The following is a 22,975-nucleotide window of genomic DNA, read 5'->3' on the forward strand; positions in this document are numbered from 1 at the left end:
AAAGACTCCTGAGTTCAAGCGCTAAGTGAGGCTACTATGCTGCGAAGGTGTAGTCATTGTTCGTGTGCACTACTTTTTTTGAAGATATTGGTTTCAAGGAAGAACCAGGTGCCGCGGTGTCTTGACGGATCAACTTTGCGCCGGACAGCCTGAAGATTTCCGCCCGCGGGTCGATACAGCGTTCAAGACAGGAGATCCCCCATGCGATTCGTGCACATTGCCGCCCTAGCCATCAGCGTCCTCAGCGTCACGGGCTGCACCCGTTGGTCGATGAACCATCATTTGAACAATGCCTACAAAGCTTATGACCGGGGCAACTGCGAGCAAGTCATGCTCGAATTGTCCAAGGTCGAGCGCGAAAGCCGGGCACGCCCTTATGTGTGGCCGGAAGCATCGATGATGCGTGGCCTGTGTCTGGAGCGGCAGAAGATGTTCGTCGATGCGGCGCAGACGTATCAGTTCATCATGGCCGCGTATCCCCAGAGTGAATACGCTTATCGCGCCCGCGCGAGATTGGAAACCCTGCAAAGCCTGGGACACTACCCGTTGCGCAGTGCGGCCGCAGCGGTTCGCCCGACACAATTCTGAAGGTTCGCTGCCTGGCTCACCGGCGCAGGTGAGCTATAGTCGAATAAACCGGTTTAGAGCCTGATCTCTAATCCGGGGCAACGCCTGCAACCGGCATTGGCAAGACACAGCGCTGCAAGTAGCGGCGCACCGGGAGTGGGGAGAGCGGGCACTTATACAAGACAGACCCGTTCCGAAGCAGTAGTGCGGTTCTGCTTAAGAGCCTTGCATAGTGACGTCCACATGTTTACCGACCGCCGGATCGAGCGGCACCAACTGCCGTATTGTCTGAAAGTCTTCAACGGCCACACCGACAGGACCATCGGCTACCTGGGCAATGTGTCCGAAGACGGGCTGATGCTGATCAGCCAGCTGCCGATGATGATCGGCGCTGATTTTGATTTGCGCCTGAAGATCCCCGTCACTGATGGCAGCCCGAAAGTGATCGACCTGCGGGCGTGTTGCCTGTGGTGTCATGAGGACGCAACCCCTCACCACTATGACGCCGGGTTCAGCCTGCAACGGGCGCCGCCGGAGTATGGGCAACTGGTCGAGGCGTTGAAGCAGTATTTCAGTTTTCAGACGTTGCCGGCGTCGGCCTGAGGTCAACCACGATTGCGCTGATCGTCATCCCCCGGCTTTCTTCCAGGCCAGGTACTGTGTCACCAGTTTAGCGCCCAACCCGTCAGGACGCGCTTCCAGTACCCATGCGCCATGAGCGCTCAACCGCTCATGGCGTTCGGCCCGCGCGTTCAGGTAGTCCACGGTACCGCAGTAATCCAGTGCCTCTTGCAAGGTTTGCACGGGTCGCTGTCGCAGACTATCGAGCAGATCCTCGCGCAAACTGGCCACGACGACCTGATGCTGTTTGCTCAGGCGTTTGACCGCGATCAGCAATTCTTCGTCGTCTTCGTCCCGCAGATTGGTGACCAGCATCACCAGTGCCCGGCGTTTTTGCCGGGCCAACAATTGATTGGCGGCAGCCTGGTAGTCGGCGGGGCGCTGAGTGCTGTCGAGGTCATAGACACTGTTGAGTAGGACGTTGATCTGGGCAACGCCTTTGACCGGGGCAAGATAGCGCGGCTTTTCGCTGGCAAAGGTGTTCAGACCCACCGCATCACCCTGGCGCAACGCCACATAGCTGAGCAAAAGGCAGGCATTGAGCGCGTGGTCGAAATGCGTCAGTTCATCATCCTGACTGCGCATGTGCCGGCCGCAATCGAGCATGAAGACAATCTGTTGATCGCGCTCGTCCTGATACTCCCGGGCAATCGGCGTGCGTTGGCGGGCGGTGGCTTTCCAGTCGATCTGACGCAGGCTGTCGCCTTCACGAAACTCCCTGAGCTGATGAAACTCCAGACCCAGGCCGCGACGTTGTTTTTGGCGCACGCCGAGCTGGCTGAGCCAGTTATCCACAGCCAGCAGTTGACCGCCATAGAGGCGGGTGAAGTCGGGGTAGACGCGGGTATGGTCGGGTACATTGAGCAAGCGTTTGTCGGACCATAAGCCCAGCGGGCTCGGCAAGTTGATTTCGCACTGTTCGAACCCGAAGTGACCGCGTTTGAGTGGGCGTAGCCGATAACCGACGCTGCTGTGATGGTCGGGTTGCAGTTGGGCAATGAGGGGCAGGTTTTCGAAGCTCAGGCCCGGCGGCACATGATCAAAGATTTGTATGTTCAGTGGCTGTGCAAAGTCATGCGCGATGGTCAGTTGCACATCGCTCCACCGTCCAAGCGCCAGGGTGGCGGGCAGTTGGCGCTTCAGCCGGGGCGAGGGCAGGCGCTTCAAGCGCACGGCATCGAGAATGGCCAGGGCCGACAACGCCAACAACAATCCCCAGTTGATCGCCGTGAGATTCGATGGCATGGCGATTTCCAATGCCCGCAATGTACCCAGCGCAATGCCGCATGCCAGCAGGATCACCAGCCAGATCAGCATCAGGCGCGACGGCTTCACTGGCGCGGCGCCGGCACTTGATCGAGCAATTGCTGGAGTACCTGATCGACGTCCAGACCTTCGATATCCAGCTCCGGCGCAACGCGCACGCGATGGCGCAACACGGCCAGTGCGCAGCCCTTGATGTCATCAGGGATGACGAACTCGCCACCTCGCAGCAACGCTCGAGCCCGGGCACAACGCACGAGCGCGATGGACGCTCGCGGGCCGGCGCCGAGGATCAGGCCAGGCCAATTGCGGGTGGACCGCGCCAGGCGCACGGCGTAATCGAGCACCTGATCGTCCAGTGGCAAATCGCTGGCGATACGTTGCAGGGCCAGCACATCCTTGGCTTGCAGCAGTGTGCGTAGGGGCTGCACGTCAAGCATGTCGGCGCGAGTCGAGCGGCTGACCTGACGCACCATGGAAAGCTCCTGGTCGGCGTCCGGGTAGTCCATGCGTACCTTGAGCATAAAGCGATCCAGCTCCGCTTCGGGCAGTGGATAAGTACCTTCCTGTTCGATCGGATTTTGCGTGGCGAGCACCATGAACGGTTGCGCGATAGGCAGGGCGCGACCTTCGAGGGTGACCTGGCGTTCCTGCATGGCTTCGAGCAGCGCGGCCTGGGTTTTCGCCGGGGCGCGGTTGATCTCGTCGGCCAGCAGCAGGTTGGTGAACAGCGGGCCTTTGCGCAGCTTGAATTGCTCGGTCTGCAAGTCGTACACCGCATGACCGGTGACGTCGCTGGGCATCAGGTCCGGGGTGAACTGGATGCGCGCGAACTCACCGCCGAAGCAGCGAGCGAGGGCGCGTACCAACAGGGTTTTGCCCAGCCCCGGTACACCTTCAAGCAACACATGACCGCCGGCGATCAGCGCGGTCAGGACGTCGTCGATCACCGTGTCCTGGCCGATCAAGGCTTTTTGCAGTTCCTGGCGCAAAGCCCGGGCCAACTGGCTGGCGCGCTGGCGTTGCTGAGCTTCATGGCTTGGTACATCCGGCTCGATCGCTTCACTCATAGGGCGTTCCTCAAGATTTGCAGGTGGGCGACCTGACGGCTGAAATCAACGCTGGACACTCGTCGTTTCGGGCGTGGGGTCATGGCCTGGCTGATAGCGTGTGTGGGTTGGCCGGTAAGGCGTTCAATCACCTGCCATTGTTCGGCAACGTCAAGCTGTTCAAAACCCGGGTAGCGACGTCGTGCACGGCGCAGGATGTCTTGCTGCAAAGCCTGCAGCAGGTGGGCCTGACCGCTGCGGCGCCAGATGAAGTCGGCACTGGCGCGCAGGTGTTCCTGAAGTTGCCGACGTGCCTTCGGCGCGGGCTCCAGCAGAGGGCCCTGTCTTACGCCCAGGTGCCAGAAGCCCAGGCAGATCAGCGCGAACAAGGCCACCAGCGCCTGGGGGAAGTAGCGCAGCAGCAAGGTCGGCAGACTGTCGTGATCGGTATTGAAGACCAATGTCACATCGGTGTCGGCGGTCAGGTACCAAAGCAGCCAGGCGTTGTCGTACAGGTCGATGGTCGGGGTTTTCCACAGGTCCGCATCGGTGACCACAATGACTGAGCCGAGCCCGAGCCCGAGCTGCATCATGTGCGTGGCTTTGCTGCTGTTGGCCCAGGCCTGGGCGAGGTTGTTCGGGTCTTCGAGATGGAAGGCGGTGTCGAAACCGGCGAAGGCCGGTGCATCTTCGTCTTCCAGGTAAAGTCTGGTCAGGTTGGGGTAGGGATCTTCGCCGACATTGGGCGGCGGGCCCTTGAGGTCTTTGCTCAGCGACTGGTGAATCTGCACTCGATCAAGCAGCAGGTCATTGCTCTGGCCCAGTTTTTCATCCCACAGCGATTGGGCGACGAACAACAGCCGCCCACCGCCCCGGGTCCAGTTCATCACTTGATCAATCTGTCGTGGGGTCATGTTGTAGCGGTCCCCGAGCAACAGCAGGCTGTGCTGGCGCGGGTCGAGGGCCGGCAGGGCGTCGAGTCCATTGGCGTGGGTGACGGTCAGGCCTTGCTTGCGCAGGAAGTGTTCCGCTGCCAGATAGGGATTGGCCTGGGCCTCGGGAGAGGGACCGTGATCGATTTCTTCCTGAAAGGGTGTGGCCTTGAGGTACAGATAAACACTCGATATTGCGAGCAGAACAATACCGAGCACGCCGATCACTATCCATCCACGCCGACTCAATGGGTTGCTCCCGGACCGAACAGATCGCGCCAGGTTTCACACAGTTCCTGCTGCGTCTGGAGCGGGGGCAAGCGATGACCATAGGCCATGTTTTGCCAGTGCCCGGTCAGGGCTCTGCTGAAAGCCAGCAGGGCCGGTTGTTGCAGTTGCTCGATGCGCTTGAGCACCTGGCCTTCGGTGTCGGCGCTTTTAAACGATATGTTGAAGTCGTGCAGCAAGCGGCTGAGCAGGGCGCGGTAGAGCAACCCGAGGGCCTCGCGTGGGTTGGTTTGCCACAGGTGTTCGGCACTGGTGGCGATGTCGTCGGGCAAGGATTCTGGCTTTAGATCCAGTCCGAACGCCTGCTGTGGCAAGGGGAGTTCGGCCTTTCGCTTTCGCGTCGGACGCCGGTTGACCAACGTCTGCAACACGTCGCGATAGCGCCAGATCAACACCGCGAGGCCACTGATGAACGCCCCCCACAAGACAACTTCAATGACTGTCGCCGCCGCAGCGAATCGCTGGCCGTCAAACAGCTTGAACAACGCCTTCAGCCATTGCGGCGTTTTATCGTCGTTTGGGGATTCGGCGTCCGGTTTGTCCTCGCCGAATCGGTAGCGTGTTACCGCTTCCCTGTTCTTGAAGGGCGGTTGATCGAGCAGGGCCTTGATGCTGTCACGGGAGGCTTGGCTGGTCAGGGGTTGATCGAGCAAACGCGGGCTGTCGGGGGATACGTCCGGTTCGGCGGCCCACACTGTATGCGCTGTCGGCAGTAGCAGGAACACCGCCAGTAACAGCGCGCTGCTTACAGCGACTACGCGCTGACGGAGGCGACGGAACACCAGTTCGATGTCCCAGGCTTCCAATACGGTGCGCCGGTTCAGATACAGGCTGAATCCACAGGCAACATAAACCGGTTCCCAGACGACAAGCACCACGACATAGAAAGCGTTGGTCAGGTGCTCCAGCCAGCGCCAGTCCTGGGTCATCGCGCTGATCAGCGTCTGCCAGCTCCAGTCAATCGCGACTTGCTCGGGCAGCAGGAAATAAAACAACGCCATCAGACCGATCCACAAGGCGCCTTCCAGATGGACGCCGATGATTGTCAGCCAGCGCGCGGCGCTGGCGTCTCGCTGCAGCAGCACGCGCAAACGTTGCTGGCGCGGATGCCCGTCCAGACCTTCCAGTTGCATCACCGGCATCACGAAACTGCGAGTCGGACTCAAACGGCGCCAGGTCAGGCTGGCGAGCAATTGCGGTCTGAGTAATCGCGGCCATTGGTAAAGTGCCTGTTTGAGCGTGGGTGTTTCGCCGAACAGGGCTTTGGACAGGATGTACAGCGGCAGGCGGTCGAACGCCGGTTTCAGCCACCAGAAGATGAACACGGCAAGGGATGGCGAATCCCAAAGCCCCCAGGTCAGCAGCGCGAAAACCGGAATGGTGATGATCGCCCAGCTGGTCATCAACAGGCGCCGATGGCGCTGGCTCAGGAGTACCCCCAGGTCCATGGCTTCCCAGGTTGTGCGAGGGCGGATGGCCACGGTGGCGTCACTCAGGCGCATGACGTTGGCGTCCGGCAAACAGCAGATAAATCAGCACCAGCACCCATAGCCCCGCACCGACCAGGTACTTGATCACGGCCGTGGGGCCGGTCATTGATGACCAATAGGCCTCGATGAACGCAGCAATCAGCAAAAATAACATGACCCCGCAAATCATCAGGACGCTTTTGTGCGCCGCCAGCCGCAAGGCTTCAGTGCGCGTCAGGCGCCCCGGTGCGATCAGAGCCCAACCCAGTTGCAAACCGGCAGCACCGGCCAGGGCGATGGCGGTGAGTTCAAAGGCACCGTGACCGATCACGAATGGCCAAAAGGTTTGTCCGTAGCCGATATTCGTCAGGTGTCCGGCGACTGCGCCGATCATCAAACCGTTGAAAATCAGGAAAAACACACTGCCCATCCCCAGCAGCAAACCGCTGGCGAAGGTCTGAAAGGCAATGCCGATGTTGTGCATGATGTAGTAGCCGAACATCACCCAGTCTTCACTGGCGGCACGCTCCGCTGTGCGCCCGAGATGACCGGCGACGGGGTCGTACATACTTTGCATTTCGCTGACCTGGGGGGCAGGGATCAGGTTGTAGATCAGGTCCGGGAACACATACACCAGCAGCGCGAACCCGCCCAGGCTGCCAAAAAACATCAGGCTGGCGGCAAGTACGAAGCGCCATTGTTCACGCACCAGTTGCGGGAAGTCCGCGAGGATGAATGCCAGCACATTGGCGCCCAGTCGGCTGCGGTGACGATAGAGTTGTTGATGTCCGCGCAGTACTTGTTGCTGTAATGAGTCCACCAGAAAGCTGCTGTAGCCACGTTCCCGGGCAATTGCCAGGTGATGGCAAAGGCGTCGGTAGTTGCTCGGGAAACTGTCGAGGTCTTGGGCTTTGCGGTCCCGCTCCAAGCTCGCCAGCTGGAGGGAAAACTGCGCCCATTCGGCCTGGTGCCGATGCTCGAAGAGACTTTGCTTCATGCCGGTCCCAACAAGCCGCGAGCGATGCCATTGAGCGCTTCCACCGCTCGCGGAGCAGGAACCTGAAAGGGTTGCGCGAGGATGGACGCCAGTTCATGGGTGCGCGCTTGAGAGAGTTCACCCTGGCGTTCGGCAAAGCCAAGAATGGCCCGCTGTTCGATGAGGGTCAGTGCCAATGGCGGTCGGCAAGGCTGGGCCTCGGGCAGCTCGGGACGAATGAGCGGTTGATCGCGGTAAATCACCAGTGTGCCGGCGGCAATGTCGCCAAGGCGCTTGAAGTTTGGGTGTTGCAGGCAGCTGATGGCGCCAAAGAAGTACCCGAACGGCAGCAGATCGACAAAACGCAGCAAGTTGCGCAGCAGCGAAGCGGACCAGCCGATGGGCGTGCCATCGTCCTGCACCACGCGCAATCCCATCCATTGCTTGCCCGGTGAGCGGCCCTGGTTAAGCACTTCGAACAACACCATGTACCACCAACTGATCACGAACAGCAGGATCGAGCCCAGCCCTGCGCCCAGTTTGCCGAGCATCGCCAGGACAATAAACAGCAGGCCCAGAATCACACCGCGCACGCCAAGGTCTATGGAGAACGCCAGGGCACGCACCATCAATCCGGCTGGTCGCAGTGGCAAGTCGATGCCTTCGGGCGTTTCGACCTGATGCCGCGTATCCAGTGGTGGTGACAGCGTTGCATTCCGTGGCGGTGCTGTGGTCTCGAGCATGGGCAACCTGATGATGTGGCCTGGATCGGGAGTCGGTGTCCCGATGCTAGCAGCCTCCTTGGGTAATACGACATAACAATGTAATGCACATCATTTTGCGCAAGCTGCTTGAATGGCAAGACTACTGGCCCAGGCGGGACGTGAACGCCTAAACTTTGCCGATCTTCAGTTCAGGAATCGCCCGTGACCTCCATTTTCTGGTACGACTACGAAACCACTGGCATCAATCCCCGCTGCGACCGCCCTTTACAGATGGCCGGGCTGCGCACCGACTTCGACCTCAATGAAATAGACGAACCGGTCAACCTCTTTTGCCAGCCAAGCGAGGACATCCTGCCGCACCCGGCCGCTTGTGCGATCACCGGGATCACTCCGACTTTACTGGCCGAACAGGGTTTGAGCGAAGCCGATTTCATGACGCGTGTGCATGCCCAGCTCGCGGCGCCGGGCACCTGTGGCGCGGGGTACAACACCTTGCGTTTCGATGACGAGATGACCCGCTACAGTCTTTATCGAAACTTTTTCGATCCTTACGCCCGTGAGTGGCAGGGCGCAAACAGCCGCTGGGACTTGATCGATGTGGTTCGTGCCGCTTACGCCTTGCGTCCGGACGGCATCGTCTGGCCGACGGATGACGAGGGGCGGATTACGCTTAAGCTCGAGCGTCTGACCGCTGCCAACGGTCTTGATCATGGTCACGCCCACGAAGCGCTGTCGGATGTTCGCGCGACGATTGCCTTGGCACGCCTGATTCGGGAAAAACAGCCAAAGTTGTATGACTGGCTGTTTCAATTGCGCAGCAAACAAAAGGTTATGGATCAGATTCGCCTGCTGCAACCGATGGTGCATGTTTCCGGGCGGTTTTCGGCGGCGCGCAATTACGTGGGTGTCGTTTTGCCTTTGGCCTGGCATCCACGCAACAGGAATGCCCTGATTGTCTGTGACCTGCACCTTGATCCACAAGGGCTGCTCGACCTGGATGCCGAGGCGTTGCGTCAGCACCTGTACACACGCCGTGATGACCTGCTTGCGGGCCAATTGCCGGTACCGCTGAAACTTATCCACATCAACAAATGCCCGGTGGTGGCACCTTTGGCGGTACTTCGTGCTGAAGATCAGCAACGTCTGGGCCTGGACATGCCGCTTTATCAGCAACGTGCGCTGCGGCTAAGTGAGGCGCAGAAAGTTTGGCTGGATAAAGTGCTGACAATTTATGCCAAGGAGGATTTCACCCAGAGCCAAGACCCCGAACAACAGTTGTACGATGGATTTATCGGGGATCGGGATCGTCGCCTGTGCGAACAAGTCAGAAACGTCGACCCTGTTCAATTAGCGCAAGAGTCGTGGCCTTTCGATGATGAGCGTTTGCCGGAATTATTGTTTCGATATCGCGCTCGTAACTTTTCCGACACGTTGAGTATCGAAGAACAAGAGCGATGGCGAATGTTCTGTCAGAAGCGTCTGACAGACCCTGAATGGGGTGCACCCAATACCTTGGAAAGTTTCGTAGAGGCTGCAGCCCAGTTGAGTGTAACTGCTACGCCGTTTCAGCAAATGGTATTGAGTGAGTGGCAGGACTATGTCCAGAAATTACGCAAACGTTTGGATCTTTGAAATCGAACATGCCTCGGGTTGAATATCGCGCATAAAAAACGCCAGCATCTGCTGGCGTTCTTTTTTGTCACGGATCCGTCTGCGACAAGCTCTGCGGCTTAGCCCAGCAGGGTAGCCCAGCCTTCAACCACGTCACCGCCCCACTTGGCTTTCCACTCTTTCAGAGTTTTATGGTTGCCACCTTTGGTTTCGATGACTTCGCCGTTGTGCGGGTTTTTGTATTGTTTAACTTTGCGAGCACGCTTGGTGCCAGTCGTTTTGACGGCAGCGCCGCGTGGTGCTTTGGTTTTGGAGTCTGGATCCAACAGCGCGATGATGTCGCGCAGGGACTTGGAGTATTCGCCCATCAGGGTGCGCAGTTTGCCTTCGAATTCCAGCTCGGTTTGCAGCTTGTCGTCTTGGGACAGGTTCTTCAAACGGGCTTGCAGCTCTTTGATAGCTTCTTCGGTGGCGCGATATTCGTTGATCAAGGACATGGTGACTACCTTATGTTTTGCGCTGGATGGCAGGTGACAGTGCGGCAATAATAGTCAGGGTGTTTCATCAAGTAAACATTTAAACCAAGTTTATTTACTTTAGTTGCATGGATTCTGGACACATTGGTAATGCAATTAAAAGTGTGATTTCGACCTCAGGAAAAAAACATAAATTAACAAATGAGCAGCTTCGCAAGAGCAGCCGCAGGGTTGAGCACGGCGATGCTCATCGTGCGGGGCCTGCCTTCTGGCAGCGCAGGGTGTCATCAATACTGCAGTTTTTTTGCACAATCGCTAGAATGGCCGCCTTTGCGAAGTTCTGGAGTTTCCCCCTCATGCGCACCTTTCGCCTGGTGATTTCTTGCCCGGACCGTGTCGGCATCGTTGCCAAAGTCAGTAACTTTCTGGCATCACACAACGGCTGGATCACTGAAGCGAGCCATCACTCGGACAATCTCAGTGGCTGGTTCTTCATGCGTCACGAAATTCGCGCCGATTCGCTGCCGTTCGGTATCGAAGCGTTGCGCGAAGCCTTTGCCCCGATCGCCGAAGAGTTCTCGATGGACTGGCGCATCACCGACACCGAACAGAAGAAACGCGTGGTTCTGATGGCCAGCCGCGAGTCGCACTGCCTGGCGGACTTGTTGCACCGCTGGCACAGCGATGAGCTGGACTGCGAGATTTCCTGCGTGATTTCCAACCATGATGACTTGCGCAGCATGGTGGAGTGGCACGGCATTCCGTACTACCACGTCCCGGTCAATCCGCAGGATAAACAACCGGCATTCGCCGAAGTGTCGCGCCTGGTCAAACAGCACGACGCCGAAGTAGTGGTACTTGCCCGTTACATGCAGATTCTGCCACCGCAGTTGTGTCGCGAGTATGCGCAGAAGGTCATCAACATTCACCACAGCTTCCTGCCATCGTTCGTCGGTGCCAAGCCTTATCACCAGGCGTCCCTGCGTGGCGTGAAGTTGATCGGCGCGACCTGCCACTATGTGACCGAAGAGCTGGACGCCGGCCCGATCATCGAGCAGGACGTCGTGCGCGTCAGCCACAGCGACAGCATCGAAGACATGGTGCGGTTCGGTCGTGACGTCGAGAAAATGGTACTGGCCCGCGGCCTGCGTTATCACCTGGAAGACCGGGTGCTGGTGCATGGCAACAAGACTGTGGTGTTCTGATAGCACCACCCGATGGTTGAAATTCGAAGGGCCTGGGCGTTCAATCGCTTCAGGCCCTTCGCCGTTTCTGCCCTGAGGACATGACCATGGCCGATCCACTGGACAAAGCAACATCCAAGGCTCCCGCCACGCTGGGTGAGGGTTGTTTGAGCCGCTACGACCCGGACGACATGGAGCCTGAAACCGGAACGGAATTTCCTGACGCCGCGAAATTGTGGGAAGAGTTGAAACGTCAAACCGACGAAAAATCTCAGTAGGAGTTGCCCAAAGCTGCAATCTTTATGCTCGCTTAACCTTCGTCAGCTTCTTCAACAACGGCCGCCCGAGCATCAGCAAAAACACCGGCCCACCGGCCAGCAAGTAGAAGTAAAACGTCACCGCACGCCAAATCAGAATCGCCGCTGCTGCTGTGGACTTACCTACCATGGGCGCCAGCAACGCCGCTGACGTCAACTCCGCCGCTCCGGCACCGCCTGGCAGCAGGCTGAATTGCCCGGCGCTGAGTGCAAGCATCTGCACAAGAAAGCTCCAGGCCCATTGCAGATCTGCGCCAAGCCCACGCAACGCCAGGTACAGCACGCTATAGCGCAACGCCCAATGCACACAGGTCAGCGCAAACACCGTGATCAGTGTCTGAAAGGGTAACTTCAGCGTGTCAGTAAAAGCCGCCAGAAAATGCAGGAGTTTTCTCGCCCAGCGCATTCGGGTGGCGGTCTGGACATTCAGACGGGCGAGCAATCGACCGCTCATTCGAATCACTAACCGGTGATAACGGGCCAGCATCACGCAACTGAGCAACCCGCCAAACATCGAAATGGCGCTGACGGTCAGCAACCACTCCATACGCTGGCTGAGGTGTTGGAACAGTGAATAGATCAGAATTCCGCTCAGGGCGCAGAGAAAAAACAGCAGATCGCTCAGTTGGTCCATGGCAAATACCGCGCTACCCCGGGCCGGGCGTACGCCGTTGCGGGCAAGCAGCGCCATGATGGTCAAGGGGCCGCCACTACCGCCGGGTGTGGCGCAGTAGGCAAACTCGGCTGCCATTACCACGCCGAGGCTTTTGAGTCCGTTCACCTTGTGGCGTTGATCTCCCAATAGCAGACTTAAACGCAGGGAGTTCACCAGCCAGCACAGCACGATCATACCGAACATGATCAGCAGCCAGGTTCGTGGAAAACCGCTCAGCCGCGACCAGGTCTCACTGCCGCCCAGCAACGTTGGAATCAGCACCGCAGCGAGTAGGCCAATCAGTAAAAGAATAATGCGACTCATGCGACACGACCGATTCTGTCGCTTTGCTGGGCCAGCCAACGGGTCTTGGTCATCGGTACGCGTCCTTGATCGAGCAGGCGTTCAAGGGTGTTCAGCCAGTAACGCCGCGAGAAGTCATGGCGCATGTCGACCGGGTGCAAACCAAGACGAATCACTGGAGCGTGTCGCCAGCGTTGTTCGCGCTGGTCATTGACGAGTTTGGAAACGCCGCGACGCCAGGCACTGCGGGCGCTCCACACCAGACCGGGCGCATCGATTGCAGTAAATTCCGGCAAGCGGTACAGAAACTGCGGGTCGCTCGTGTAGCTCAAAGGTAACTCTCGCAAGGCCTGTCGGGTGCCTTCGCTCATCAGCCAGGCCGGAGCGACGAATCCCTGCAGCGGCCAGTCATGGCGGCGAAACAGGTCGATCCCCGAACGCAGGCGGGCGAGAGCGGCTTCGCGAGATAATTGATAAAACTCGCCTTCGTGGGTGTAAATCCGGCGCATGAACCAGTCCCGGGCATTGCTTGCCATTGGTCCGTCATCGCAATGGAAGTAACCGTGCAGCGTCAATTCGTCACCACGGGCGACCCTGTCACTTAGAAAACGGCGAAAGTCGGGATGAGCGCCGAGATCGTTGTCCTTATGGTAGTTCGGCACCACCAGCCAGGTCATTGGTACACCACCTAGCGCGTCGACGGCTTCGACGAAGGGTCGATAGTCGGCCCAGGTTTGCGGAGCGACATCATGCAATACCAATAACAGAGCTGGACTGTTCATGGACTCAGCCATTGGCCGTCTGCGGCCATTGCGTGCCGAGCACGGCGTGGTAGTGCCCCAGCAGGCTGTCGACCACCGAATTCCAGGCGTAAAAACGTTCGACATGTTTGCGCGCCTGTCTTCCCAGCGCGGCGCTGTCTGAGGCGAACAATTCACGCACCGCATTGGCCATGGCCGTGGGATTGTTCGGCGCGCACAGCAGGCCGCCTTCTTCGGTGACGATTTCCTCAAAGGCGCCGGCCGCGACGGCCACCACCGGAATACCGCACGCCATCGCTTCGAGGATCACCAGGCCGAAGGTTTCCTGGTCACCGGCGTGGAGCAACGCATCGGCACTGGCCATCAGGCGGGCGACTTGCGTGGCGGGGCAGAACTGATCGATCACGCTGACGTTGGACGGCACCGCTCCGGGCATCGACGAGCCGACCAGCAACAGGTGATAGCGCCGTCCCAGGCGCTTCATGCAGTCGAGCAGTACCGGCAGATTTTTTTCCTTGGAGCCACGTCCGGCAAAGATCAGCAGATGGGTGTCTTCATCGATACCCAAATCGGCACGCAACTCTGGATCTCTGGCATCCGGAGTGAAGGTCTGCAGATCGACGCCCAGTGGTTGCACGAAAACATTCCTGACACCCAGCCCGGTCAGTTTGTCGGCCATGACCCGACTTGGCGCCAGTACCCGATCGAAGTTGCCGTATAGCTTGCTGACATAGGCCTCGACATTGTTGGTCACCCAATTACCCATGCGATTGCTGACCAGCAGCGGCAGGTCTGAATGATAGAAACCAATGACGGGCACATCGAGTTGGCGTCGAGCATCCAGCGCAGCCCAGGCGGTGAGGTAGGGGTCACCCACTTCAATCAGATCGGGCTGTAAATCCTGCAGGACGTTGCGCCAGGGCGCGAGACGGAGAGGGAATCGATATCCCTTGCCGAAGGGCAGGGCGGGTGCCGGAACCTTGAATATGCCGTCGTGTTCGCTAAAGGAGGAGCCGGGAATCAGCAAGCTGTGGCGAATGCCCGGCTTGATGCCCAGGCGACGATGCTTGGCATCCAGATAAGTGCGAACGCCACCGCTGGCAGGGGCGTAGAACATGGTTATGTCAGCGATATGCACGATGAGCATCCCTCCGGTCCTGGTTCTCCCTTGGTTGACCTTTATGAAGGATAGTTGTTCGGTTGGGGTTGTGATGGCGGGGCCAGTTCCTACAGGTCTTGTGCTTAACCCTGTAGGAGCTGCGATGCGGCGATCCGACTTGCCGGCAAAGTGGCCGATCCGGCGCTAGATGCGGAAACTGCCAACCAACTGCTTCAAACGCGCCGCCTGCTGTTCAAGATCCGAGCACGCGCGCAACGTCGATTGCAGGTTCTCCACGCCTTCCTGGTTCAGCGTATTGATCTCGGTGATGTCGACATTGATCGACTCCACCACGGCCGTCTGTTCCTCGGTCGCGGTAGCGACCGACTGGTTCATGCCGTCGATTTCACCGATACGCAGCGTCACGCTGTTGAGGCGCTCGCCCGCCAGATTGGCGATTTCCACGCTGTCCTGGCTGTGACGCTGACTGTCGCTCATGGTGCTGACCGATTCTCGGGCGCCGATTTGCAGTTCCTCGATCATGGTCTGCACTTGCTGCGCCGACTCCTGGGTGCGGTGCGCCAGATTGCGGACTTCGTCAGCCACCACGGCAAAACCACGCCCGGCTTCGCCGGCACGGGCCGCTTCAATCGCGGCGTTGAGTGCAAGCAGGTTGGTTTGCTGGGAAATGCTGGTGATCACTTCGAGAATTTGCCCGATGTTCACGGTTTTGCTGTTCAGCGATTCGATGTTGCTGCTCGACGCGCTGAGCATGCTCGACAGTTGATTCATCGCGGCAATGCTGCGATCCACCACTTGCTGGCCGTCTTCGGCGAGGCTGCGGGCGTCGCTGGCCTGGTTCGATGCTTGCGCGGCATTGCGGGCGATTTCCTGGGCGGCGGCACCGAGTTGGTTGATGGCCGCGGCAACGCTGCTGGTGCGTGAGGCTTGCTGGTCGGAGTTGTACATCGACGAATTGGAAGCCGCCACCACCCGCAAGGCCACTTCGTTGACCTGACCGGTAGCGGAAGACACTTCACGGATCGAACCGTGGATGCGCTCAACGAAACGGTTGAAGGCGGTGCCGAGGCTGCCGAATTCGTCGTTGTTCTCAATGGTCAGGCGCTTGGTCAGGTCGCCCTCGCCGTCGGCGATATCGGCCATGGCGCGGGTCATGACGTGCAGAGGCTGGATAAGAATGCGGATCAGCATGCCCAGCAGGGCGATGATGATCGCCACGGCGATCACGGTTGCAACCACCGCCGAGGTGCGGAATTCGCTGAGCATCGAGAAGGCTTTTTCCTTGTCGACCGACAGACCGATGTACCAGTTGACCGAAGGCAGGCCTTTGATCGGGGTGAACGAGACAATGCGGGTCTTGCCGTCGACATCGACTTCGCTGAAACCGCTGCCGATGCGAGGAGTGTCTTTCGCAAACGCCTCGCTCAGGGATTTCATTACCAGGGTTTTGTCCGGATGAACCAGGATCTTGCCGTCGGCGCTGACCAGAAACGCGAAACCCATGCCATCGAAATCGCGGGCACTGAGGGTCTCGATCAGGGTTTGCAGGCTCAGGTCACCACCTACAACGCCCACGCTCTGTCCGGCTTTTTTCGAGGCAGCGGCCATGGAGATGATCAACTGGCCGGTCGCCGCATCGATGTACGGTTCGGTCAGGGTCGGCGTGCTGCTGTTTTCGGCACCTTTGTACCAGGGACGAACGCGCGGATCGAAGCCGTCAGGCATCTTTGCATCAGGACGTATAGTGAAGTGCCCCGTGGCGTCACCCAGGTAGGATGCCATGAAGGTCGACGTCAGGGCTTTCTGCTCAAGCAGGTTGGCGACGTTGGATTGTTCCGCATTGATCGCAATGTTTTGCGAAAGGTTTTCGATCAGCAAAATGCGGCCGGCCAGCCAGGTCTGAATATTGCTGGCGGTGACGTCGCCCATCTCGTTGAGGTAGCTGTCCAGGTCTTCGCGGATCGCGTTGCGCTGTAGATAGTCGTTGTACAACGTGAATGAGGCGAAAGCGGCAATAACGATGAGCGCGGCGGCAAGCAGGATTTTATGGCTGAAACGCAGATTTTTGTTCATGGCTTGGGGTTCCGCTAAGGTCTTAATGTCCAACGCGTGCTTTTATAAAGGGACGCACTGTAGGCAATGTTGAAAGCAACTGATATTTCCGCCTCTCCTTAGGGAAATTTCTGATCAGATCGTGTCTGATTGCTTTGTCGAAGTAGCTATCGGCCGAGCAGGACTAAAGATTAACCATTGGGTGACCAAATGCCTGACTCATCGCAACTCGTCATCGGCGCCGATCTGGCGGGGCAACCGATTTCCCAGGACTTTCGCCTGGCGAATCGTCACGGATTGATCGCGGGTGCAACCGGCACTGGTAAAACCGTGACTTTGCAACGCCTGGCCGAAGCCTTCAGCGATGCGGGAGTGGCAGTGTTCGCGGCCGACATCAAGGGAGACCTGTGCGGCCTGGGTGCCGCGGGCAACCCCCAGGGCAAGATCGCAGAACGGATTGCCGGGATGCCTTGGCTGAACCATCAGCCTCAGGCGTATCCGGTGACCTTGTGGGACATTCATGGTCAGTCCGGTCATCCTTTGCGTACCACCTTGAGTGAAATGGGGCCGCTGCTAATCGGCAGCCTGCTGGAACTGACCGACAGTCAGCAGTCCGCGCTGTATGCAGCGTTCAAGGTCGCGGACCGTGAAGGTCTGTTGCTGCTGGATCTGAAAGATTTGAAGGCATTGCTCAACCATCTCAAGGACAACCCGGTGCTGCTGGGGGACGACGCGGCCCTGATGACCACGGGTTCAAGTCAGGCGCTTTTACGCCGACTGGCCACCCTGGAGCAGCAGGGCGCCGAAGCGCTGTTCGGTGAACCGGCGCTGCAACTGGAAGACTTGTTGCAACCGACCGCAGACGGACGCGGGCGTATTCACCTGCTTGATGCCAGTCGCCTGGTGCACGAAGCGCCCAAGGTCTACGCGACATTCCTTTTGTGGCTGCTGGCCGAACTGTTCGAACAACTGCCGGAGCGCGGTGATGCCGACAAACCGCTGCTGGCGCTGTTTTTCGACGAGGCACACTTGTTGTTCAACGGCACACCACAGGCATTGCGCGATCGTCTGGAACAGGTTGTACGGCTGATTCGTTCGAAAGGCGTGGGCGTGTACTTCGTCACTCAGTCGCCGGGCGATTTGCCGGACGACGTGCTGGCTCAGTTGGGCTTGCGTATTCAGCACGGTTTGCGCGCCTTCACCGCCAAGGAGCAGAAGTCCCTGCGGGCGGTTGCCGAGGGATTTCGGCCAAATCCGGCGTTCGACACCTTGTCGGTGCTGACCGAGCTTGGCATTGGCGAGGCGCTGGTCGGCACGCTTCAAGAGAAAGGCACGCCGCAGATGGTCCAGCGGGTGTTGGTGGCACCGCCACAATCGCGAATCGGGCCGTTGAGCGAAACCGAGCGCATGGTTTTGATCGCAGGCTCACCGTTAAAGGGGCGGTATGACAAGCCGATCGATCGCGAATCAGCCTATGAAGTGCTGATGGGACGCAAGGGCTTGGCACCTGAACCCGAATCGGAGCAGGGCAAGCAGGAACCGAGTTTCACCGAACAGGCCGGAGAGTTTCTCGGCACCGCGGCAGGGAAGGCGTTGAAATCGGCGATGCAACAGGCAGCGAACCAGATTGGCCGACAGTTGGTGCGTGGTTTGATGGGGTCGTTGCTGGGCAGCAAAAAACGCCGCTGAAAGCAAAAGATCGCAGCCTCGGGGTACTCGCAATCCCAATGTAGGAGCTGCCGAAGGCTGCGATCTTTTAAGCCTTGGATTTGGCGTGCGCCGCCAGCCGCTCCAGCGCTGCCCGCAAATTCGGGTCGCTGATGCCATCGGCCGTGGCCTGAATGGTCGCGGCCGCAACGTTGGACAAATCCATGGTATGCCCGGTCGCACCTTGCTGAACGGTCGGTGGCTGAACTTTGAACAGGATTCGGGTCAGACTGGCAAACTCATCGAACATCTGCAATTGCCGCTGCAGGCGCTTTTGCTGGTAACGCAGCCGGGTCGCCCAATGCCCATCGGTGACAATCAGCAACAAACTGCCTTCGCGCCAGGAGGCCACGTGGCAATGCTCGCGAGCGGCGGGTTGCAGTTGACTTTCAAGCAGACGCTGCAGATGACCCAGTCGTTGAGCGTGGCCGAGGATGGCTTTCAACGGTTTGGCTTCGCGTAATAGAACGGCAGGTACTTTAGCCGTAAGTGGGCGAAACGCCATGATCAGACACCTGAAGTAACAGAGACGCCATGGTAGCAGAAAGCACGGATCAACCCGCCCATTGCTTTTGGGTGTGCTTTACCCATTAAATCAACAACTAACTTCTTCCTTGAATGGGTTGAAGTTGAGCAAAACGCCCTTATTTTAAGTGAGCCCCGTCAAAGCGCAGTGCCAGCATCGTGGAATTTCGCCACTTTCCTCACCACCGTTTCCGGGTAGAATGCTCGTTCGCATGCGGCCATGAGGGCTGCACGGGCGACTCACGGGGCCGCCCTCCATCCCTTTAGTGTGGAAGATCCTGCCGATATGTTTGCGCCTTTGTTAAAGAAACTTTTTGGAAGCAAGAATGAGCGTGAAGTCAAACGCATGCTCAAGACGGTGCAACTCGTCAATGCCTTCGAAGAGCAAATGGTGGCCCTTTCGGACGATCAATTGCGTGCCAAGACAGACGAGTTCAAGGCCCGCATCGCCAAAGGGGAGACCCTCGACAAACTGCTGCCAGAAGCCTTTGCGGTCGCCCGTGAAGCCGGTAAGCGTGTCATGGGCATGCGTCACTTCGACGTCCAGCTGATCGGCGGCATGACCTTGCATGAAGGCATGATCGCGGAAATGCGTACCGGTGAAGGCAAGACCCTGGTGGCAACACTGGGCGTTTACCTCAACGCACTGTCCGGCAAAGGCGTGCACGTAGTGACGGTGAACGACTACCTGGCCCGTCGTGACGCCAACTGGATGCGTCCGTTGTACGAATTCCTCGGCCTGACGGTCGGCGTGGTCACGCCGTTCCAGCCGCCGGAAGAGAAGCGCGCCGCCTACGCCTCCGACATCACCTACGGCACCAACAACGAATTCGGTTTCGATTACCTGCGCGACAACATGGCGTTCAGCATGGAAGAAAAATTCCAGCGCGAACTCAATTTTGCCGTGATCGACGAAGTCGACTCCATCCTCATCGACGAAGCCCGTACCCCGCTGATCATTTCCGGTCAGGCCGAGGACAGCTCCAAGCTGTACATCGAGATCAACAAACTGATCCCGCGGCTGGAATTGCATGTCGAAGAAGTCGAAGGCGAAGTCACCAAGGCTGGCCATTACACTGTCGACGAGAAGACCCGCCAGGTAGAGCTCAACGAAGCCGGTCACCAGTTCGTTGAAGAGTCGCTAACCTCCCTCGGCCTGCTGGCTGAAGGCGAAAGCCTGTACTCGGCGCACAACCTGAGCCTGCTGACTCACGTTTATGCCGGCCTGCGTGCGCACAAGCTGTTCCACCGCAACGTCGAGTACATTGTGCAGGACGGTCAGGTTGTCCTGGTCGACGAACACACCGGTCGCACCATGCCGGGCCGTCGTTTGTCCGAGGGCCTGCACCAGGCCATCGAGGCCAAGGAAAACCTGAACATCCAGGCCGAGAGTCAGACCCTGGCATCGACCACGTTCCAGAACTACTTCCGTCTGTACAACAAACTGTCCGGCATGACTGGTACGGCCGACACTGAAGCGTTCGAATTCCACCAGATCTATGGCCTGCAGGTCATGGTCATTCCACCGAACAAGCCGTTGGCCCGTAAGGACTACAACGACCTGGTGTTCCTGACCGCCGACGAGAAATACGCCGCGATCGTGGCCGACATCAAGGAAAGCATGGCTGCCGGCCGTCCGGTTCTGGTGGGTACCGCGACCATCGAAACCTCCGAGCACATGTCGAGCCTGCTCGTGAAAGAAGGCATCGAACACAAGGTCCTGAACGCCAAGTTCCACGAAAAAGAAGCCGAGATCATCGCCCAGGCCGGCCGCCCAGGCGCGCTGACAATTGCTACCAACATGGCCGGTCGTGGTACCGACATCCTGTTGGGCGGTAACTGGGAAGTGGAAGTGGCATCGCTGGAAGACCCGACCCCTGAGCAGATTGCCCAGATCAAGGCCGACTGGCAGAAGCGTCACCAGCAAGTGCTCGAGTCGGGCGGCTTGCAGGTGATCGCCTCCGAGCGTCATGAATCGCGCCGTATCGACAACCAGCTGCGTGGTCGTGCCGGTCGTCAGGGCGACGCCGGTTCCAGCCGTTTCTACCTGTCCCTGGAAGACAGCCTGATGCGCATCTTTGCCTCTGACCGGGTGAAGAACTTCATGAAGGCCCTGGGCATGCAGCCTGGCGAAGCGATCGAGCACCGCATGGTGACCAACGCCATCGAAAAGGCTCAGCGCAAGGTTGAAGGCCGCAACTTCGACATTCGTAAACAACTGCTCGAGTTCGACGACGTCAACAACGAACAGCGTAAAGTGATCTATCACATGCGTAACACGTTGCTGGCCGCCGACAATATCGGCGAGACCATCGCCGACTTCCGTCAGGACGTGCTCAACGCCACCGTCAGCGCCCACATTCCTCCGCAATCGTTGCCTGAGCAGTGGGATGTGGCGGGTCTTGAGGCTACGTTGCAAAGTGACTTCGGTGTCGCGCTGCCGATCCAGCAGTGGCTCGACGAAGACGATCACCTGTACGAAGAAACCCTGCGTGAAAAACTGATGCAGGAACTCATCGCCGCGTACAACGAGAAAGAAGACCAGGCGGGCGCCGAAGCGCTGCGCTCCTTCGAGAAGCAAATCGTTTTGCGCGTGCTGGACGACCTGTGGAAAGATCACCTGTCGACCATGGATCACCTGCGTCACGGTATCCACTTGCGTGGTTATGCCCAGAAGAATCCGAAGCAGGAATACAAGCGCGAGTCGTTCACGCTGTTCTCCGAGCTGCTGGATTCGATCAAGCGCGACTCGATCCGTGTGCTGTCCCACGTTCAGGTTCGCCGCGAAGATCCGATCGAAGAAGAGCAGCGCCTGCGCGAGGAAGCCGAAGCTTTGGCGGCCCGCATGCAGTTCCTGCATGAAGAAGCCCCAGGTCTGGAGCAACCGGAAGTGTTGGGCGAAGAGATCGATGTGGTCCTGGCCGCCGCTCCGGTTCGCGCCGAACACAAGCTGGGTCGCAACGAGCTGTGCTACTGCGGTTCGGGCAAGAAGTTCAAGCATTGCCACGGGCAGATCCAGTAAAACCCGTTTCAAACGCTGAAATACCCGCGCCGCGACCGGCTTTTGCCGTCGCGGCGTTTTGCCATTCAAACCACCGTTTATCCTGAAACGGTGCTGACATCATTTAAAGGAGCGCATTCATGGCTGTTGGTCTTGGTCCTTTGCCAACGTTGCACCCGGTTGCCGGTTTTGAACTCGGTATCGCCTCGGCCGGCATCAAGCGCCCGGGGCGCAAGGATGTTGTGGTCATGCGCTGTGTTGAAGGCTCCACGGTTGCCGGCGTGTTCACCCTGAACGCCTTTTGCGCCGCACCGGTGATCCTGGCCAAACAACGCGTGCAAGGCCCGGTGCGCTATCTGCTGACCAACACCGGCAATGCCAACGCCGGCACCGGCGAACCAGGCCTGGCCGCAGCCGAGCGTACTTGCGCGAAACTGGCCGAGTTGACCGGAGTCGATGCCAGCCAGGTGCTGCCGTATTCCACCGGTGTGATCGGCGAGCCGCTGCCTGTGGAGAAAATCGAAGGTGCGCTGCAAGCGGCCCTCGATGACCTGTCGGTCAACAACTGGGAAGCTGCCGCCACCGGCATCATGACCACCGACACCCTGCCGAAGGGCGCCAGCCGCCAATTCGAGCATGACGGCGTGACCATTACCGTCACGGGTATCAGCAAAGGCGCCGGCATGATCCGTCCGAACATGGCAACCATGCTCGGCTACATCGCCACCGACGCCAAAGTCGCTCGCGACGTGCTGCAAAACCTGATGCTGGATGGCGCCAACAAGTCGTTCAACCGCATTACCATCGACGGCGACACCTCGACCAACGACTGCTGCATGCTGATCGCCACCGGTCAGGCTGCGCTGCCGGAAATCACCCGCGCCGAAGGCGAGCTGTTCGCCAAGCTCAAGCAAGCGGTGTTCGAAGTCTGCATGGACGTGGCCCAGGCCATTGTTCGCGATGGCGAAGGCGCGACCAAGTTCGTGACTGTTGAAGTCAATGGCGGCGGCAACCACCAGGAATGCCTGGACGTCGGTTACACCGTGGCCCATTCGCCGCTGATCAAGACCGCGCTGTTCGCTTCCGACCCGAACTGGGGCCGTATCCTGGCTGCTGTGGGTCGTGCTGGTGTACCGAACCTGGACGTGAGCAAGATTGACGTGTTCCTCGGCGAAGTGTGCATCGCCAGCCGTGGCGCGCGTGCTGCGACCTACACCGAAGCCCAGGGCGCAGCGGTGATGCAGCAGGAAGAAATCACTATCCGTATCGAGCTGGGACGCGGCGATTGCAGCGAAACCATCTGGACCACCGACCTGTCCCACGAATACGTGAAGATCAACGCCGAGTACCGTACGTAACGACCCATAACCCGT

General features: G+C 58.8%; 20 protein-coding genes. 8 read left to right on the plus strand and 12 right to left on the minus strand.

The window, feature by feature from the left end; all coding sequences use genetic code 11:
- Positions 1 to 201 precede the first annotated feature (201 nt).
- Both AD668_RS04865 and AD668_RS04870 read left to right on the plus strand, forming a co-directional pair.
- The gene (locus AD668_RS04865) at positions 202 to 588 is read left to right on the plus strand and encodes a tol-pal system YbgF family protein (RefSeq protein WP_053155265.1); all 387 of its coding nucleotides are present in this window, start codon (positions 202 to 204) and stop codon (positions 586 to 588) included.
- 222 nt (positions 589 to 810) lie between these two features.
- Positions 811 to 1,170, plus strand: a complete 360-nt coding sequence (locus AD668_RS04870) for a PilZ domain-containing protein (RefSeq protein ID WP_053155267.1) — start codon at positions 811 to 813, stop codon at positions 1,168 to 1,170.
- Positions 1,171 to 1,194: 24 nt separating this feature from the next.
- Here AD668_RS04870 and AD668_RS04875 read toward each other — a convergent pair whose 3' ends face one another.
- Genes AD668_RS04875 through AD668_RS04900 form a run of 6 tightly spaced genes read right to left on the minus strand, consistent with a single transcriptional unit; the run spans position 1,195 to position 7,908 of the window.
- Positions 1,195 to 2,523, minus strand: coding sequence for a DUF58 domain-containing protein (locus tag AD668_RS04875; RefSeq protein WP_053155270.1), 1,329 nt, complete (start codon positions 2,521 to 2,523; stop codon positions 1,195 to 1,197).
- Positions 2,520 to 3,521, minus strand: a complete 1,002-nt coding sequence (locus AD668_RS04880; RefSeq protein ID WP_053155272.1) for a MoxR family ATPase — start codon at positions 3,519 to 3,521, stop codon at positions 2,520 to 2,522. Before AD668_RS04880 ends, AD668_RS04875 begins: the two co-directional genes overlap by 4 nt.
- Positions 3,518 to 4,681 carry a DUF4350 domain-containing protein gene (locus tag AD668_RS04885; protein WP_053155275.1) on the minus strand — a complete coding sequence of 388 codons (1,164 nt, stop codon included), beginning with the start codon at positions 4,679 to 4,681 and terminating at the stop codon, positions 3,518 to 3,520. The genes AD668_RS04880 and AD668_RS04885 overlap by 4 nt, the downstream gene beginning before the upstream one ends.
- On the minus strand, positions 4,678 to 6,222 hold the full coding sequence (locus AD668_RS04890) for a DUF4129 domain-containing protein (protein ID WP_053155276.1): 1,545 nt from the start codon (positions 6,220 to 6,222) through the stop codon (positions 4,678 to 4,680). The genes AD668_RS04885 and AD668_RS04890 overlap by 4 nt, the downstream gene beginning before the upstream one ends.
- A complete protein-coding gene (locus tag AD668_RS04895; RefSeq protein WP_053155278.1) occupies positions 6,209 to 7,186 on the minus strand; it encodes a stage II sporulation protein M in 978 nt (325 codons plus the stop codon). The genes AD668_RS04890 and AD668_RS04895 overlap by 14 nt, the downstream gene beginning before the upstream one ends.
- Complete coding sequence (locus AD668_RS04900) at positions 7,183 to 7,908, minus strand: RDD family protein (RefSeq protein WP_053155280.1); 726 nt, start codon at positions 7,906 to 7,908, stop codon at positions 7,183 to 7,185. The genes AD668_RS04895 and AD668_RS04900 overlap by 4 nt, the downstream gene beginning before the upstream one ends.
- A gap of 183 nt (positions 7,909 to 8,091) precedes the next feature.
- Between AD668_RS04900 and sbcB the strand changes: the two genes are divergently transcribed.
- Complete coding sequence (sbcB, locus tag AD668_RS04905) at positions 8,092 to 9,522, plus strand: exodeoxyribonuclease I (protein ID WP_053155282.1); 1,431 nt, start codon at positions 8,092 to 8,094, stop codon at positions 9,520 to 9,522.
- A 98-nt stretch (positions 9,523 to 9,620) separates the two neighbouring features.
- Here sbcB and mvaT read toward each other — a convergent pair whose 3' ends face one another.
- Positions 9,621 to 9,998, minus strand: a complete 378-nt coding sequence (gene mvaT, locus AD668_RS04910) for a histone-like nucleoid-structuring protein MvaT (RefSeq protein WP_053155285.1) — start codon at positions 9,996 to 9,998, stop codon at positions 9,621 to 9,623.
- 335 nt (positions 9,999 to 10,333) lie between these two features.
- Here mvaT and purU point away from each other — a divergent pair, with 335 nt between their 5' ends.
- Together purU and AD668_RS29640 are read left to right on the plus strand one after the other, a co-directional pair.
- The gene (gene purU, locus AD668_RS04915; RefSeq protein ID WP_053155287.1) at positions 10,334 to 11,182 is read left to right on the plus strand and encodes a formyltetrahydrofolate deformylase; all 849 of its coding nucleotides are present in this window, start codon (positions 10,334 to 10,336) and stop codon (positions 11,180 to 11,182) included.
- Positions 11,183 to 11,268: 86 nt separating this feature from the next.
- Positions 11,269 to 11,439, plus strand: a complete 171-nt coding sequence (locus tag AD668_RS29640) for a hypothetical protein (RefSeq protein WP_172681784.1) — start codon at positions 11,269 to 11,271, stop codon at positions 11,437 to 11,439.
- Positions 11,440 to 11,461: 22 nt separating this feature from the next.
- Here the strand turns inward: AD668_RS29640 and AD668_RS04920 are convergent, their stop codons facing one another.
- The 4 genes from AD668_RS04920 to AD668_RS04935 all read right to left on the minus strand — a co-directional run bounded on the left by AD668_RS04920 (position 11,462) and on the right by AD668_RS04935 (position 16,390).
- Positions 11,462 to 12,457 (minus strand): lysylphosphatidylglycerol synthase transmembrane domain-containing protein, encoded by a 996-nt coding sequence (locus AD668_RS04920; RefSeq protein ID WP_053155289.1) that lies wholly within the window; start codon positions 12,455 to 12,457, stop codon positions 11,462 to 11,464.
- Entirely contained in the window at positions 12,454 to 13,230 is a 777-nt protein-coding gene (locus AD668_RS04925; protein WP_053155290.1) for a DUF2334 domain-containing protein, read from the minus strand. The genes AD668_RS04920 and AD668_RS04925 overlap by 4 nt, the downstream gene beginning before the upstream one ends.
- Complete coding sequence (locus AD668_RS04930; protein ID WP_053155291.1) at positions 13,223 to 14,344, minus strand: glycosyltransferase family 1 protein; 1,122 nt, start codon at positions 14,342 to 14,344, stop codon at positions 13,223 to 13,225. The genes AD668_RS04925 and AD668_RS04930 overlap by 8 nt, the downstream gene beginning before the upstream one ends.
- Before the next feature lie 156 nt (positions 14,345 to 14,500).
- Positions 14,501 to 16,390 carry a methyl-accepting chemotaxis protein gene (locus AD668_RS04935; protein WP_053155292.1) on the minus strand — a complete coding sequence of 630 codons (1,890 nt, stop codon included), beginning with the start codon at positions 16,388 to 16,390 and terminating at the stop codon, positions 14,501 to 14,503.
- A gap of 189 nt (positions 16,391 to 16,579) precedes the next feature.
- On the opposite strand from AD668_RS04935, the gene AD668_RS04940 reads away from it, so the two are divergent.
- Positions 16,580 to 18,058 (plus strand): helicase HerA-like domain-containing protein, encoded by a 1,479-nt coding sequence (locus AD668_RS04940; RefSeq protein ID WP_053156048.1) that lies wholly within the window; start codon positions 16,580 to 16,582, stop codon positions 18,056 to 18,058.
- Positions 18,059 to 18,125: 67 nt separating this feature from the next.
- Here AD668_RS04940 and AD668_RS04945 read toward each other — a convergent pair whose 3' ends face one another.
- Positions 18,126 to 18,581, minus strand: coding sequence for a DUF721 domain-containing protein (locus AD668_RS04945; RefSeq protein WP_053155293.1), 456 nt, complete (start codon positions 18,579 to 18,581; stop codon positions 18,126 to 18,128).
- Positions 18,582 to 18,887: 306 nt separating this feature from the next.
- Here AD668_RS04945 and secA point away from each other — a divergent pair, with 306 nt between their 5' ends.
- Both secA and argJ read left to right on the plus strand, forming a co-directional pair.
- Positions 18,888 to 21,623, plus strand: a complete 2,736-nt coding sequence (gene secA / locus AD668_RS04950) for a preprotein translocase subunit SecA (protein ID WP_053155294.1) — start codon at positions 18,888 to 18,890, stop codon at positions 21,621 to 21,623.
- Between the two features lie 119 nt (positions 21,624 to 21,742).
- Positions 21,743 to 22,960, plus strand: coding sequence for a bifunctional glutamate N-acetyltransferase/amino-acid acetyltransferase ArgJ (gene argJ, locus AD668_RS04955; RefSeq protein WP_053155295.1), 1,218 nt, complete (start codon positions 21,743 to 21,745; stop codon positions 22,958 to 22,960).
- The last annotated feature ends 15 nt before the right edge of the window (positions 22,961 to 22,975 follow it).

The organism is Pseudomonas sp. P1.8 (assembly GCF_001269805.1).
Lineage (GTDB): Bacteria > Pseudomonadota > Gammaproteobacteria > Pseudomonadales > Pseudomonadaceae > Aquipseudomonas.